At 72.7% G+C, this 13,949-nt stretch carries 15 protein-coding genes and 1 riboswitch; of the genes, 6 read left to right on the top strand and 9 right to left on the bottom strand.

The window, feature by feature from the left end:
* Positions 1 to 212: 212 nt before the first annotated feature.
* On the top strand, positions 213 to 1,370 hold the full coding sequence (locus ACIBQZ_RS03105) for an ABC transporter substrate-binding protein (protein WP_396086754.1): 1,158 nt from the start codon (positions 213 to 215) through the stop codon (positions 1,368 to 1,370).
* A gap of 98 nt (positions 1,371 to 1,468) precedes the next feature.
* Here ACIBQZ_RS03105 and ACIBQZ_RS03100 read toward each other — a convergent pair whose 3' ends face one another.
* Both ACIBQZ_RS03100 and ACIBQZ_RS03095 read right to left on the bottom strand, forming a co-directional pair.
* Positions 1,469 to 2,287, bottom strand: a complete 819-nt coding sequence (locus ACIBQZ_RS03100) for an ABC transporter permease (RefSeq protein WP_396086753.1) — start codon at positions 2,285 to 2,287, stop codon at positions 1,469 to 1,471.
* A gap of 67 nt (positions 2,288 to 2,354) precedes the next feature.
* Positions 2,355 to 3,368: an ABC transporter substrate-binding protein gene (locus ACIBQZ_RS03095; protein WP_396086806.1), complete on the bottom strand. Its 1,014-nt coding sequence runs from the start codon at positions 3,366 to 3,368 to the stop codon at positions 2,355 to 2,357.
* Between the two features lie 254 nt (positions 3,369 to 3,622).
* Between ACIBQZ_RS03095 and ACIBQZ_RS03090 the strand changes: the two genes are divergently transcribed.
* The 5 genes from ACIBQZ_RS03090 (at position 3,623) to ACIBQZ_RS03070 (ending at position 8,145) form a co-directional block, all read left to right on the top strand.
* On the top strand, positions 3,623 to 4,372 hold the full coding sequence (locus tag ACIBQZ_RS03090; RefSeq protein ID WP_396086752.1) for an ABC transporter ATP-binding protein: 750 nt from the start codon (positions 3,623 to 3,625) through the stop codon (positions 4,370 to 4,372).
* Between the two features lie 8 nt (positions 4,373 to 4,380).
* Entirely contained in the window at positions 4,381 to 5,310 is a 930-nt protein-coding gene (locus ACIBQZ_RS03085; RefSeq protein WP_396086751.1) for an LLM class F420-dependent oxidoreductase, read from the top strand.
* Entirely contained in the window at positions 5,307 to 5,618 is a 312-nt protein-coding gene (locus tag ACIBQZ_RS03080) for a cupin (RefSeq protein ID WP_396086750.1), read from the top strand. The genes ACIBQZ_RS03085 and ACIBQZ_RS03080 overlap by 4 nt, the downstream gene beginning before the upstream one ends.
* Before the next feature lie 74 nt (positions 5,619 to 5,692).
* Positions 5,693 to 7,570, top strand: a complete 1,878-nt coding sequence (locus ACIBQZ_RS03075; protein ID WP_396086749.1) for a hypothetical protein — start codon at positions 5,693 to 5,695, stop codon at positions 7,568 to 7,570.
* Positions 7,571 to 7,704: 134 nt separating this feature from the next.
* Complete coding sequence (locus ACIBQZ_RS03070) at positions 7,705 to 8,145, top strand: ribonuclease domain-containing protein (protein WP_396086748.1); 441 nt, start codon at positions 7,705 to 7,707, stop codon at positions 8,143 to 8,145.
* Here the strand turns inward: ACIBQZ_RS03070 and thiC are convergent.
* The 7 genes from thiC to thiE all read right to left on the bottom strand — a co-directional run bounded on the left by thiC (position 8,133) and on the right by thiE (position 13,778).
* Entirely contained in the window at positions 8,133 to 9,719 is a 1,587-nt protein-coding gene (thiC, locus tag ACIBQZ_RS03065) for a phosphomethylpyrimidine synthase ThiC (RefSeq protein WP_396086747.1), read from the bottom strand. The genes ACIBQZ_RS03070 and thiC overlap by 13 nt on opposite strands.
* Positions 9,720 to 9,788: 69 nt before the next feature.
* On the bottom strand, positions 9,789 to 10,556 hold the full coding sequence (gene thiD, locus ACIBQZ_RS03060) for a bifunctional hydroxymethylpyrimidine kinase/phosphomethylpyrimidine kinase (RefSeq protein ID WP_396086746.1): 768 nt from the start codon (positions 10,554 to 10,556) through the stop codon (positions 9,789 to 9,791).
* Entirely contained in the window at positions 10,553 to 11,140 is a 588-nt protein-coding gene (locus ACIBQZ_RS03055) for a thiamine phosphate synthase (RefSeq protein ID WP_396086745.1), read from the bottom strand. The genes thiD and ACIBQZ_RS03055 overlap by 4 nt, the downstream gene beginning before the upstream one ends.
* Entirely contained in the window at positions 11,134 to 11,874 is a 741-nt protein-coding gene (locus tag ACIBQZ_RS03050) for a thiazole synthase (protein ID WP_396086744.1), read from the bottom strand. Before ACIBQZ_RS03050 ends, ACIBQZ_RS03055 begins: the two co-directional genes overlap by 7 nt.
* A gap of 1 nt (position 11,875) precedes the next feature.
* Positions 11,876 to 12,073, bottom strand: a complete 198-nt coding sequence (gene thiS, locus ACIBQZ_RS03045; RefSeq protein WP_396086743.1) for a sulfur carrier protein ThiS — start codon at positions 12,071 to 12,073, stop codon at positions 11,876 to 11,878.
* On the bottom strand, positions 12,070 to 13,167 hold the full coding sequence (gene thiO / locus ACIBQZ_RS03040) for a glycine oxidase ThiO (protein WP_396086742.1): 1,098 nt from the start codon (positions 13,165 to 13,167) through the stop codon (positions 12,070 to 12,072). The genes thiS and thiO overlap by 4 nt, the downstream gene beginning before the upstream one ends.
* Positions 13,164 to 13,778 carry a thiamine phosphate synthase gene (gene thiE / locus ACIBQZ_RS03035; RefSeq protein WP_396086805.1) on the bottom strand — a complete coding sequence of 205 codons (615 nt, stop codon included), beginning with the start codon at positions 13,776 to 13,778 and terminating at the stop codon, positions 13,164 to 13,166. The genes thiO and thiE overlap by 4 nt, the downstream gene beginning before the upstream one ends.
* Before the next feature lie 23 nt (positions 13,779 to 13,801).
* Positions 13,802 to 13,913: riboswitch (TPP riboswitch) on the bottom strand.
* Positions 13,914 to 13,949 lie beyond the last annotated feature (36 nt).

The following is a 13,949-nucleotide window of genomic DNA, read 5'->3' as shown; positions in this document are numbered from 1 at the left end:
GTGACGCTGATCCATCAAGATTCCAACCACTATGTGGGAAAGTCGTCCCGTCCGCCCTCAGCGGCGCAGCTTGACCAGGGACCTTCACGTTGGCAAGGTTTGGCGCGATCGGACGGACGGACTGTCCGTGTTCGCGCGGTCCACACCGGACAACGTTGCGTTCACCGGGATGGTTCAATCCCGGGCTCTCCGCCCCCTAGGAGGCACCCGCAGTGAGGCTCCCCCGCCGTCTGACGGCGTCCGTAGCTGCATCGGCGCTGGTCATCACCGCGTTGACCGGCTGCGACTCGGACTCCGAGAGCGGTGACACCACCCAGATCGTGATCGGTGCCGACCTGGCCTCGGGCTCGTCGGCCGACTTCGCGTACACCCGCGCCCTGCAGCTCAAGATCGAGCAGGTGAACGCCTCCGGTGTGCTCGGCTCCCGGCAGCTGGTCCTGCGGATCCAGGACAACCGGTCCGACCCCACCGAGTCGCTGCGCAACATCAGCGCGTTCGCCCGGGATCCCGCGGTCGCCGCGGTGATCAGCGGCTTCTGTGACGAGTGCGTGGTCAACGCGGCCAAGACGATCAACGACCAGAAGATCCCGACGATCGCGCTGGCCGCCGCCGACGAGGTCACCGAGCCGGTGGAGAGCCGCCGGTACGTCTTCAAGCTCGGTCCGAACTCGACCGACAGCGCCGCCGCGATCGTGGCCGAGCTGGTCCGCAAGAAGGCGAAGACCGCCGCGGTGCTCTACTCCGCCGACCTGTACGGCCGCGGCGCGCAGAAGACGATGCAGAAGCAGCTCGAGAACGCGGACATCGACCCGACCAGCCTCAGCATCAGGCCCACGGCGACCGAGATCGGCCAGACCGTCGGCACCCTGACCGACACCGAGCCGGACGCCCTGGTGGTGCTGGCCGGCGCGGAACAGGCGACCCTCGCGGCCACCAGTGCCAAGACGGCCGGCTTCAAGGGCGACATCTACTTCGACGCGGCCGCCGCCGGCGATCTCTTCCTGCCGCAGGCCGCCGCGAGCGCCACCGACCGCACCACCATGGTGTTCACCCAGATCCTGGCGATCGAGGACGTGATCGCCACGACGCCGGCGAAGGCCGCCCGCAAGCAGTGGTTCCGGGACTACACCGCCCGGTACGGCAGCTACTCGGGGGTGGCCGCGTTCGCGGCCGACGCGGTGGACCTGATCGCCGACGCGGTGGTCAAGGTCGGCGGTGACCGCCAGCGGATCCGCGACGTGCTGGAGACCTCGCAGACCGACGGCCTGGCCGGCCCGATCCGGCTCACCCCGGACAACCACTCCGGGCTGATGCCGCAGGCACTGACCCTGCTGGTGGCGCGCAGTGGCCGCTGGCGGCTGCTCAGCTGAGCCACCGGGACGACGCTGAGCCACCCGGACGACAACGCTGACCCACCCGGACGACAGAGCCGGCCGACTCGACGAGTCGGCCGGCTTCTTCGTGGGTGTCAGCGCTGCGAGGTGGTGGCGCGCACCCAGGGCAGGGCGAGCCGTTCGATCGCCACCAGCGCGTAGTACAGGACGATGCTGACCAGCGCCAGCAGGGTGATCGCGGCGAACGCCGTCGCGGTGTCACCCTGGCCGCTGGTCTGCACGATGATCGTGCCGAGGCCGCTCTCGCCGTACTGCATCTCGCCGACCACCACGCCGATGACCGCGAGCGGCATCGCCACCTTGAGCCCGACGAAGATCTGCGGCAACGCCGCGGGCAGCCGCACCCGGACGAAGGTCTGCCACCGGGACGCGTCCATCGACCGGACCAGTTCGGCCAGGTCGGCGGGGGTGCTGCTGAGACCGGTCGCGGTGGACAGCACGATCGGGAAGAAGCAGACCATGAACGCCATCGCCAGGATCGGCGTGCGCCCGTAGCCGAACCAGATCAGCACCAGCGGCGCGAGCGCCACCTTGGGCACCGCGTTGAACGCGACCAGCAGCGGCGAGAACATCCGCTCGAACGGGCCCCAGGCGGCGATGGCCATCCCGAGCAGCACGCCGACGCCGACCGAGAGCAGGAAGCCCTCCACCGTCGCCGTGGTGGTGTGCCAGGTCTCGGCGAGCAGGAACTCCCGGTACCGGTTGAAGCCGTCGATCACCGCGGGCGGGCCGGGCAGCACGACCGTGTTGACCGCGAAGAGCACGGTGCCGGCCCACCAGAGGCCGATCGCGACGGCCAGGCCGAGCAGCGGCCAGCCCACGGCCGCGACGGTACGGCGGCGCGGGCCCACGACCCGGTCCGCCGGCGCCGGCGCTGTGGCCAGGTCAGTCATGTCTTTGTCGCTCCACTCCCGGCGGACGGGGCCTGCCGGCTGTGACAGGCCCCGTGTCAGAGCCGGATCAGGCGTTCGGCACCAGGTCGAAGCTGATGATCTGCTCGGGGGTGAGCCCGGCCTGGATCTGGCCGGAACCCTGGAGGATCGCGATGCTGCGCGCGACCCGCTGGCTGTCCAGCGCGCCCACCGGCACGCCGGAGGCCTCGGAGCGCACGAACGGCGCCATCAGCGTCAGCTCCGCGGCGGCCGACTTGGGGTCGGCGGTCGGCACGTTCTTCTTCAGCACGTTGCCGGCCTCGTCGGGGTTGGTGATCGCGTCCTCGAGACCCTTGAGCAGGGCCCCGGTGAACTTCTTCACCTTCTCCGGGTTCTCCTTGGCGTACGTGCTGTTGGTGATCAGCACGTTGCCGTAGAGGTCCTGCAGGTAGTCGCTGTACGGCAGCAGCACCGCGGTCTTGCCCTTGGCGATGGTCTCGATCGTGGGCTTGCCGACCACGAACTGGCCGATGCCGTCGACCTTGTGCCCGGCCAGCGTGCCGAACAGCGTCTGCGGGTTGCCGTTCACAAACTTGACCTTGGACGCGTCCACGTTGGCCAGCTTGGCGTACGTCGGGAACAGGTTGCGCACGACCGAGCCGGGGGTGTCGGCCAGCGTCTTGCCCTCGAGGTCCTTGGGCGAGTTGATCCCGTACCCGTCGAGCGACATGATCGCGGCCATGGTGCGCTGCTGGATCGCGCCGACCGCGGTGAAGCCGGTGGCCTTGCCCGGCCCGCCCGCGGCGAGCAGGCCGCCGGTGAGGTCGATCGGCGTGAACTGGGCGGAGCCGGCGACGATCTGCTTGATGCCCTCGCCGCTGCCCGCGCCGGGCTTGATCTCGACGTCGAAGCCGGCGTCGCGGAAGTAGCCCTTCTCCTTGGCCACGTAGGCGTACGAGTCGCGGCCGAAGGTGCCGAACGACGTCAGGTAGATGACCTTCTCCAGCGTCTGCGTGCCGCCGGACGCGCCGTTGTCGTCCCCGTCGTCGCTGCAACCGGCTGCGGCGGCGAGGGTCGTGGCCAGCGCGGCGGCCACGAGCATGCGGGTGAACGTTCTTCTGTGCACCGTGTTCCTTCCCAACCGAGGGGGTGTTGAGCAGTCGGCGTCGGGCGGAGGGTGCACCGGCGCCGCATGGTGATGTGCGTGAACTCGGGCGTTAGCGTAGGGGACCCCGGAGCGCCGATCGATGACAGGTGTGTATCGGCGGCCCTTGTGGACGGGGTGGTCACGGTGCCGCAACAAGCGCTGGCTAGAGTGTCAGCGCATCGATCCGCCGCTATCGGGAGCTCCCGCAGATGATCCGTCTCACCGGCGTCTCCCGCACTTTCGCAGGTCGATCCGGCACGGTGGAGGCCCTGCGCGGCATCGATCTGACGGTCGGCGAGGGAGAGTTCGTCGCCGTGCTCGGCCGCTCGGGCTGCGGTAAGTCCACTCTGCTGAGATTGATCTCCGGCCTCATCCCGGTGACCGCGGGCGAGGTCCAGGTGTCAGGCGATCGGGTGACCGGACCGCGCCGGGACATCGCGATGATGTTCCAGAAGCCGGCCCTGCTGCCCTGGCGTTCGGTGCTGGACAACGTGCTGCTCCCGGTGCAGATCTTCGGCGGCCGCAAGGCCGCCCACCGGGACCGCGCCCACGAGCTGCTGGCCATGACCGGGCTCGACGGTTTTGAGAAGCGGCTGCCGCACGAGCTCTCCGGCGGCATGCAGCAGCGGGTGGCACTGTGCCGCTCGCTGATCGCGAACCCGCGGGTGATGCTGATGGACGAGCCGTTCTCCGCGCTGGACGCGCTGACCCGCGAGGAGCTCTCCCGCGAGCTGCAACGCGTGCACATGGAGCTCGGCACCACGATCGTCTTCGTCACCCATTCGATCGACGAGGCGGTGCTGCTCGCCGACCGGGTGGTGGTGCTGAGCCCGCGCCCGGGCCGGATCCGCGAGATCCTCGACGTCAAGATCCCGCGGCCCCGCACCCTGGGCCGGGGCGCGCACCTCGAAGAGGTCGCCCGGTGCAGCGCGGAGCTGCACGAACTGCTGATGGCTTAGGACCGACCATGCGCGTCTGCCTGTTCACCGAGCCGCACCGCGGCGCGACCTACGACGACCAGCTGCGGCTGGCCCGGCACGCCGAGGACGGCGGCTTCGAGGGCTACCTGCGCGCCGACCACTACCAGTCGATGGGCGCCGACCCGGGCCTGCCCGGACCGACCGACGCCTGGCTCACCCTGGCCGGCCTGGCCCGGGAAACCACCCGGCTGCGGCTGGGCACGCTGGTCAGCTCGGCGACGTTCCGGCTGCCCGGCCCGCTCGCGATCATGGTGGCCCAGGTGGACGCGATGAGCGGCGGCCGGGTCGAGCTGGGGCTGGGCGCCGGCTGGCTGGAACGCGAGCACACCTCGTACGGCATCCCGTTCCCGCCGCTCGGCGAGCGGTTCGACCGGCTGGCCGAGCAGCTGGCGATCATCACCGGGCTGTGGCGGACGCCGGACGGCGAACAGTTCTCCTACGACGGCAAGCACTACCGGCTGCTGGACGCGCCGGCCCTGCCCAAGCCGGTGCAGCGGCCCGGGCCGCCGATCATCATCGGCGGCCGCGGCGCGAAGCGCACGCCCGACCTCGCCGGCCGCTTCGCGGACGAGTTCAACATGCCGTTCAAATCGGTCGCGGAGACGGCGGCGGCCTTCGACCGGGTCCGGGCCGCGAGCGAGCGGTACGGCCGCAGCGTCGCGCTCTCCGCCGGCATCGTCGTGGCCCTCGGCCGCACCGACGCGGAGGCCCAGCGCCGCGCCGCTCCCCTGCACGTGCCCAGCGCCCTGCCCCCGGAGGACCCGGTGGTCGGCGGGCCGGACGCCCTGGTCCAGCGCATCGGGGAGTTCGCGGAGATCGGTGCCACCCGGGTGCACCTACGCGTGATCGACATGTCTGACCTGGACCACGTGGAGCTCATCGCGTCCCAGGTCCTGCCGCAGGTGGGAGAGTTATGACGGAGATGCTGGGAGCGGTCGGGCAGGAGATCCTGCTGGAGAACGACCGGGTCCGGGTGTGGCACATCAGCCTGGCGCCGGGCGAGACGCAGCCGCTGCACCACCACGGGCTGGCGTACGTGGTGATCGCCGTGCAGGGCGCCCGGAACGTGATCCACACCGCGGCGGGCGAGCGGATCGACGTCGCGGAGGAGACCGGCAGCGTGGTCTACCGGGAGCCGGGCCAAACTCACATGCTGACAAACGATGGTGACACTGTGTATATCGGCCGGATCGTTGAGCTGAAGGCCGGCTTCGATCCCGCCTAAGCGGAATTTTGGCCTGTCTTAAGAAGCGGGCTCCGGACTGGCAGCACCACGAGCCATTCCGTAACCTGCCCGGCATGGCATTTCGGACCTGGGCCAAGCTGTTGGCGGCCACCCTCGGCGTGGGCGCACTGGCCGGCGCGAGCCAGCTCGGCCTGGTGTACGGCCTCGGCATCGTGCGGCTCACCCGTGTGCTGGACGTGACCACGCGTGATCAGTGGACCGCCCAGCTCGCCTGGGTGGCCTGGATGCCGATGCTGGCGGCGGTGCTCGGCGCCCTGGTCGGCGCCGCGCTGCTGCGGCGCTGGTCGCCGGGCTCCGGGCTGTCCGGGGTCGGCACCGAGCTGGCGCTGGCCTTCTCCGCCGCGATCGGCGCCGGCGTGGTGGTGCCGCTGACCATGCAGCCGGCCCGGACCGCGCAGGTGGACGGCGTCAACGCGGTGGTCGTGATCGCGATCTGCGCCGGCCTGGGCGCGCTGGTCGGCGTGTTCGCCGCGTGGGCCGCGCTGGCCCAGGTGATCGCGCGGTGGAGCCTGCTCACCATGGGCGCGGCGGTCTGGCTGATCGCGCTGGTGTCGGTGGCGCCCTCGCTGGCGCCCAGCGACCCGCTGCCCGCCGTCCGGCTGGGGGTCTTCGACGCCGGCTTCCTGTCGCCCGCGGTGACCCAGCGGACGGCGCTGGCCACGATGCCCGCGCTGGCCCTGCTGATCGGCGCGGCCCTGGGCTGGGCGGCCCGCCGCCGCGACCTGCCGACGCTGACGATCGCGCTGGCCGGCCTGCCCGGCCCGGCGCTGCTGACGGTCGCGTACCTGATCGCGGGCCCCGGCGCGGGCGCCGACCGCTACCAGGTGGTGCCGTACTGGGCGGCGATGACCGCCACCGGCGCCGGGGTGCTCGGCTCGGTGCTGGCCGCGGTGCTGCGGCGCGGCCCGGGCCCGGACGACGAGGACGACCAGCAGGAGCAGGCGCCGGAGAAGCCGCCGCTGCCCAAGCGCACCAACCAGCCGGAATCGGCGATCGCGGCCGCGGGCGCCCCGCCGGCCGGCGGTCCCCCCGCCGCTGACCAGCCGGGACGTCCCGGCGACACCGGCGTCTTCGACCGGCCCCAGCGCGGCCGCCCGGGCGGCCCGGACTCCCCGGCTTCCGACACGGAGAACGGCCCCTCCCACGGCCCGGGAGCGTCATACGCATCCGGCCCCGGATCCTCATCCGGGCCGGGAGCGACCGCATCCGGCCCGGGAGCGTCATACGCATCCGGCCCCGGATCCTCATCCGGGCCGGGAACGACGGCGTCCGGCCCGGCTGCTCCGGGCGCAAGTCCCGGCGCTGGTCCCGGCGCCGGGCTCGGCGGGCCGGCCGCCATGGGGGCCAAGCCCGAGAAGCCACGCCGGCGCGGCCGCCGGTCGAGCGTCGCGGACGCGTTCATCGGCCGCACCGGCGAGTTCCCCGCGACCCGTCCGGGCCCCGGCACCCCCGACCACTCGGCCGGCCTCTCGCGTGATGCCGACCCGGTCCCGTTCGACGCGTTCAGCCGGGGCGCCCAGCCCGACGCGCCCCGCTCCGGCGGCGCGCCCTGGTCCCCCGCCGCCGACGCCCATCACCCCGGCCCCGCGCCCGAGCCCAAGCCGTACGTCCCGGAGCCCGCGACCCGCCCGCTGCCGCCCGGCGTCGGCACCTCCGCCGCGGAGCCGCCGCGCGGCGCCGGCGGCCGGCCGGGTCGCGGCCTGCGCCCGTTCGGCCGGGGTAAGGGCGCCGAGCCGCTGACCCCGGAACCGACGCCGATCAGCGCACCGCTGCCGCAACCGGATCCGGTCACCCCGCCGCTGGCGGTCACCCCGGCCCCGCGGTCGCAAGCCGCGCCGCAGCCGCTGGGCGAGGCGCCGCACGGCAAGCGCAAGCCCAAGAACGGCAAGGACGAGGACTACGTGGACTGGGTCAGCGGGCTCGGCAAATAGCCGGCGAGCGGCGTTGAACACATAGCCGAACGCCGATGGAATGATGCGTCGGAGATGTACCGCCGGGGCGCCGGGGGCCGCAGGATGTGGGCACGGCCCGGCAGGACCGGGCCCCCGACGCTACGGAGTTCGCCATGTCTGCTGACGTGCCCCGCCCGTCCCGGTTGCGCCGCCTGCTCGCGGCCGTCGCCCTCGCCTTCGCCCTCACCGGCGGCAGCCTCGTCGTGCCCGCGGTGGTCGCGCCGACGGCCACTGCCTCGGCCGAGGCCGCCGTCTACCCGACCTGCACGCTGTCGCGCTGCTCGGCGGCCCGGACCGCGCGCACCGGCTGGAGCTCGCTCGGCTGGCCGACCAGCGCGGGCTGGTACAGCTGGCCGTACGGGCAGTACAACTACACCGGTGGCACGTTCCAGAACCGGGAGCGCCAGCTGCCCACCAACGCCACCTACAGCGAGTACGACGTCTACCCCCGGGCCCGGGGCGCGTCGCGGGACGCGTACCGGATCGTGGTGAACCGGTCCACCCGCGAGACCTGGTTCACCCCCGACCACTACGTCAACTTCTACAAGCTCTGAGCGATGGGCAGGTAGACCTTCCCGCCGGCGGAGAGAAACTCCTCGCTCTTGTCCTGCATGCCCTTGGCCGCGTACTCCTTGAGCTCTTGGGTGATCTTCATCGAGCAGAACTTGGGCCCGCACATCGAGCAGAAGTGTGCGGTCTTCGCCGGCGCGGCGGGCAACGTCGCGTCGTGGTACGCCCGCGCGGTCTCCGGGTCCAGCGCCAGGTTGAACTGGTCCTCCCAGCGGAACTCGAACCGGGCCTTGCTCAACGCGTCGTCCCAGTCCTGCGCACCCGGATGCCCCTTGGCCAGGTCGGCGGCGTGCGCGGCGATCTTGTACGCGATCACCCCGGCCTTCACGTCGTCCCGGTCCGGCAGCCCGAGGTGCTCCTTGGGCGTGACGTAGCAGAGCATCGCGGTGCCGAACATGCCGATCATCGCCGCGCCGATGGCCGAGGTGATGTGGTCGTACGCCGGCGCGATGTCCGTCGTCAGTGGACCGAGTGTGTAGAACGGCGCGCCGCCGCACAGCTCCACCTGCAGGTCCACGTTCTCCTTGATCTTGTGCATGGGCACGTGGCCCGGCCCCTCGATCATCACCTGCACCCCGTGCTCCCAGGCGATGTGGGTCAGCTCGCCCAGCGTCCGCAGCTCGGCGAACTGCGCCTCGTCGTTGGCGTCCGCGATGGACCCCGGCCGCAGCCCGTCGCCGAGCGAGAACGTGACGTCGTACCGCGCGAGGAGGTCGCAGAGCTCGGCGAAGTTGGTGTAGAGGAAGTTCTCGGTGTGGTGCGCCAGGCACCAGGCCGCCATGATCGAGCCGCCCCGCGAGACGATGCCGGTCACCCGGTTCACCGCCAGCGGCACGTACGGCAGCAGCACCCCGGCGTGCACGGTCATGTAGTCCACGCCCTGCTCGGCCTGCTCGATCACGGTCTCCCGGAACACCTCCCAGGAGAGCTTGACCGGGTCGCCGTCCACCTTCTCCAGCGCCTGGTAGATCGGCACCGTACCGATCGGCACCGCGGAGTTGCGCACGATCGCCTCGCGGGTCTCGTGGATCCGCTTGCCGGTGGACAGGTCCATCACGGTGTCGGCGCCCCACCGGGTCGCCCAGGTCAGCTTCTCCACCTCCTCGGCCACCGACGAGGTCACCGCGGACGTACCGATGTTGGCATTGATCTTCACCAGGAAGCGCGACCCGATGATCATCGGTTCGATCTCCGGGTGGTTGACGTTGGCCGGCAGCACCGCCCGCCCGGCCGCGATCTCCGCGCGCACCACCTCGGGCTCGACGTTCTCCCGGATCGCGACGAACTCCATCTCCGGCGTGACGATCCCGGCCCGCGCGTACGCGAGCTGGGTGGGCCGGGTGCCGGCCAGCGGCGTACCGGCGCCGGCCACCGGGGCGACGTCGCCGCGCTCGGCGATCCACGGACCGCGCAGCGGCGGCAGGCCCACCTCCGGGTCGCTGCCGGGACCGGACGTGTCGTAGAGCCGGACCGGCGGGTTGTCCCCGGTCAGGTCGACCTCGGCGAACGGCACCCGCAGGTCCGGGCGCGAACCCTCGACGTATACCTTGCGTCGCATAGCTACCCCAATCGGTATGAAATGGACGGCACTCGGCAGCGAAGTACCGCCGCGCGCCGGTAGAGCCCGTCAGTTGGCGAAGCCGAAGTGGTCCAGGGGTCCCGGCCCCGCGCCGAGCTTCCAGTCACGCGACCCGGCCAGCGCCCGCGCCACGTAGTCCTTCGCGCCACGCACCGCGACCGGCACCGGCTCACCGAGGCCCAGCCGCACCGCCAGCGCCGACGAGAACGTGCACCCCGATCCGTGGTTGTTGCCGCTGGGCACCGGCGCGCCGGCCAGCACCGTGGTCACCCCGTCCACGTGCACCACATCCACCGCCGACTCACTGCCGGTGACCACCACCGCCCCCGGCCCGAACGCGGCCAGCTCCGCGGCCGCGTCGGCCGCATCGTCCGTCGTGGTCACCCGCCGACCGAGCAGGGCGCCGGCTTCCTGCCGGTTCGGCGTCAGCACACAGCGGTACGCCAGCAGCGGCGTGACCGCATCGATCCCCGACAACCGGCTCCCGCTGGTGGCCACCAGCACCGGATCGACAACCAGACACGGCAACTCACCGGCCCGGGAGGCAAGCAGCTCGGCCACCGCCGGATCACCGATCATGCCGACCTTCACCGCGGCCGGCGGCAGATCGGCGAGCACCGCGTCCAGCTGAGCCGCCACCACGTCCACGGGTATCGGATGGATCGCGGTCACCCCGAGGGTGTTCTGCGCGGTGACGGCGGTGAGCACCGAGACCCCGTAAACCCCGAGAGCGGCGAACGTCTTGAGATCGGCCTGAATACCGGCGCCACCCCCGCTGTCGGAACCCGCAATGGTCAGCACCACCGCCGGCGTCACCGCCCCACCCCCGCCGCTGCCGCAGCCGCGAAGGCATCGGCCAGCGTCCGAGTCACGGCCTCAGGATCGACGGCCCGCATCACCGCGCCCAGCACCGCGATCCCGGCCGCCCCCGCGGCGGCGCACGCCGCGGCCCGTTGCGGCGAATGGACCCCGCCGAGCGCCAGCCACGACACCCCGCCGGCCAGCGTGGCCGCCCGCGCCGGTCCCAGCGGCGGCCCGTAGCCGGGCTTGGTCGGCGTCGGATAGATCGGCGACAACGTCACATAGTCCTCGGTGGTCAGTCGCGGCACGCCGTGGCAGGAACGGCCGACCAGCCCGACCTCCGCCGGCACCGGATCGGTGGCCGACAGGTGCACCGCGTCGCCACCGAGCGGGTCCGGGCCGGCGACCACCAGTCGTCCCGGCGGCACCACGGCGCGCAGAGTCTCGGCGAGGGCGCGCCTTTGGCCGTACCCCAGGTCTTTCTCACGCAGGATCACCCAGCCGGCGCCGCCGCGGACCGCGGCCGCGACCACCTCGGCGAGCGGCCGCGCCGCGAGCCGGCGATCGGTGAGCACGACAACACCGGACGGGATCACCACGCCGGCCGCCCTTCGTCCGATGTGGACGCCAGTGCGTGATAGCGCCGCGGTATCCGGCCGGCGCCGAAGGCCAGGCGCCCCGCCTGCACGGCGTGCCGCATCGCCTCAGCCATCCGCGCGGGATCGGCCGCCCGGGTGACGGCGCTGGCGACCAGCACCGCGTCGCAGCCCAGCTCCATCGCCAGCGCGGCGTCCGAGGCGGTGCCGATCCCGGCATCGAGGATCACCGGTACGTCCACACTGTCGCGGATCAGCCGGATGTGATGCGGGTTGGAGACCCCCAGTCCGGAGCCGATCGGCGCACCGGCGGGCATGACCGCCGCACACCCGGCATCGGCCAGCCGCCGCGCGAGAATCGGGTCGTCGCTGGTGTACGGCAGCACCCGGAACCCGTCCGCCACCAGCGTCTCGGCCGCCCGCAGCAGCTCAACCCCGTCCGGCAGCAGGGTCCGCTCGTCCCCGATGACCTCAAGCTTCACCAGGTCCGTCTCGAACGCGTCACGCGCCAGGTGCGCCGCCTTCACCGCATCGGCGGCGGTGTAACACCCGGCCGTGTTGGGCAGGATGCGCATGCCGAGCCGGTCGAGCATCGGCAGCAGCCCGGGCCCGGCCGCGTCGACCCGGCGCAGCGCGACGGTGACCAGCTCGGTGCCCGAGGCGACGATGGCCGCCTCCAGCGCGGCGAGACTCTCCGCGCCGCCGGTGCCCAGAATCAGCCGGGACTCGCCGAACATGTCAGCCACCCTGCGCCGCCGTGAGCACCTCGACGCGGTCGCCGTCCCGCAACCGCGCGACGGGCCACGAGGAACGCGGCACCACCTCACCGTTGACGGCGACCGCGACCCCACGCCGGGCGGTGGTCAGCTGATCGACCAGCGCCTCGACACTGACCACATCAACCTCCCGCGCGGCGCCGTTGACGGTGACCCTCATCCGAACCTCCCCGGTGCGAACGCTTCCAGCAGTGGCGCCGACTTCCCGGTCGCCACCAGCTCGGCGATCAGATCGGCGGTGACCGGGGCGAGCAGCACCCCGTTGCGGTGATGCCCGGCGGCGACGAGCACGCCACCACCGACCGCGCCGAGCACCGGCGCGTTGTCCGGCGTGGCGGGCCGATGCCGCACCACGGTCTCGACCAGCTCGCACTCCCCCAGCTCCGGCACCAGATCGGTGGCCGCCCGCAGCAGCTCGAGCACCTGCCCGGCGGACACAGTGGAATCCGCCCGCTCCTCCTGGGTGGCACCGACAACCACCTCACCGTCGGCCCGCGGCACGAGATAGACGTGCCGCCCGTCGGCCCAGCCGTTGACCACATGCCGCAGCAGCCCGGGCGCACCCCGCAACCGCAACACCAGCCCTTTCACGGGCCGCACCGGCAGACCGGTCAACGCGGCAGTCCCGGCACCAGCAGCGATGACCACGGCCCGGCCCGGCCGCGCGGCCACCAGCTCAGCCAACCGAGTGCCACCTCCCGCGCTCGGATCAGACCCGGCGGAATCCGCCTCGATGCGTCCCCGCAGCACCGCCGGCCCCAGGGCCGCGCGCAACGCCGCCACCACGCGCCGCGGATCAACCTGGCAGTCGTCCGGCGCATGCGCGCCACCCCGCACCCGCGGCGACAACCCCGGCTCCCGCTCCCGCAACGCGCTCGGCAGCAGCGGGTCCACCCCCAAACCCAACTCCCGGCGGTACGCCCAGAGCCGCCGCGCCTCGGCCAGGTCGTCGCCGGTGAGCGCGACACTCAACGTCCCCACCGAGTCGTAGCCCACCCCGATCCCGGTCTCGCGTTCCAGCTCCGCGGCGAACTCCGGCCACCGCGCGGCGGAGTCGACCAGCAGACCGGTCAGCGCTTCCTGGCCGAACCCCGCCTCACCGGCCGGCGCCAGCATCCCGGCGGCGGCGTACCAGGCCCCGTCGTCGCCCCCACCGTCGTGGACGGTCACCGCCAGACCTCGCTGCCGGCACCGCCAGGCGATCGACAGCCCGATGATGCCGCCACCGACGACCACGACCTCGGTGGCGCTCATGCCAGCACCCGCAGCAGATCCGCCGTCGCCCGCCCCGGGTCGCCGGCGGCCGCGACCGCGCCGACCACCGCCACCGCGGCCGCCCCGGCGTCGATCAGCGAGCGGGCATTGCCGGCGGTCACCCCGCCGATGGCGACGACCGGCGTGTCCGGCACGGCCGCCGCAACCGCGCCCACCGCCGCCGGCCCCAACGGCCCCGGCAACCCGGTCTTGGTGGTGGTCTCGAACGCCGGCCCGACCCCGAGGTACGAGGCTCCGGCCCGGCGGGCCGCCCGTGCCGCGGCGCTGTCCCGGCAGGTGGCGCCGAGCACTCCGGCCGGACCGAGGATCTTGCGGGCCACCGCGACGGGCAGGTCGTCCGCCCCCACGTGCCCGCCGTCGGCGCCCACTGCCAGCGCCACGTGCAGCCGGTCGTTGACCAGGCACAACACCCCGTGCGGACGGCACAGCTCCAGGACGGCGCCGGCCAGCTCGTACGCGTCCCGGTCGCTGACGTCGTCCTCGACCCGGACCTGGACCGCCAGCCGGTGGCACCCGCCCAGCCGCTCGGCGACGCCGATCGCGGCGGCCACGACCGTCAGCGGCCGCCGCCCGGGCCGGGCGTCCGTGATGACGTGAAGGTGCGGAAATGCAGGGCCCACAACACACTCCTCCCTGCGCCGGCATTACCCGGATCAGGTTCGACGGTCGAGGGCCGCGACAGCCCCCCTCTCAGCCCGGTGCACCGGACTCCCGTGGGGTTGGTTCCGAGCAGACCGTAACCCGCCTCCCGCCGTCCGTAA

Origin of the sequence: Actinoplanes sp. NPDC049599, from assembly GCF_044465625.1 — a bacterium.
Classification (GTDB): Bacteria; Actinomycetota; Actinomycetes; order Mycobacteriales; family Micromonosporaceae; genus Actinoplanes.
This window is presented reverse-complemented; position numbering and strand designations above follow the sequence as displayed.

Coding starts and splice junctions, on each gene's coding strand:
- ACIBQZ_RS03100 (WP_396086753.1), bottom strand. CDS start 2,287: ATGACTGACCTGGCCACAGCGCCGGCGCCGGCGGACCGGGTCGTGGGC.
- ACIBQZ_RS03095 (WP_396086806.1), bottom strand. CDS start 3,368: ATGCTCGTGGCCGCCGCGCTGGCCACGACCCTCGCCGCCGCAGCCGGT.
- ACIBQZ_RS03090 (WP_396086752.1), top strand. CDS start 3,623: ATGATCCGTCTCACCGGCGTCTCCCGCACTTTCGCAGGTCGATCCGGC.
- ACIBQZ_RS03085 (WP_396086751.1), top strand. CDS start 4,381: ATGCGCGTCTGCCTGTTCACCGAGCCGCACCGCGGCGCGACCTACGAC.
- ACIBQZ_RS03080 (WP_396086750.1), top strand. CDS start 5,307: ATGACGGAGATGCTGGGAGCGGTCGGGCAGGAGATCCTGCTGGAGAAC.
- ACIBQZ_RS03075 (WP_396086749.1), top strand. CDS start 5,693: ATGGCATTTCGGACCTGGGCCAAGCTGTTGGCGGCCACCCTCGGCGTG.
- ACIBQZ_RS03070 (WP_396086748.1), top strand. CDS start 7,705: ATGTCTGCTGACGTGCCCCGCCCGTCCCGGTTGCGCCGCCTGCTCGCG.
- thiC (WP_396086747.1), bottom strand. CDS start 9,719: ATGCGACGCAAGGTATACGTCGAGGGTTCGCGCCCGGACCTGCGGGTG.
- ACIBQZ_RS03050 (WP_396086744.1), bottom strand. CDS start 11,874: ATGTTCGGCGAGTCCCGGCTGATTCTGGGCACCGGCGGCGCGGAGAGT.
- thiS (WP_396086743.1), bottom strand. CDS start 12,073: ATGAGGGTCACCGTCAACGGCGCCGCGCGGGAGGTTGATGTGGTCAGT.
- thiO (WP_396086742.1), bottom strand. CDS start 13,167: ATGAGCGCCACCGAGGTCGTGGTCGTCGGTGGCGGCATCATCGGGCTG.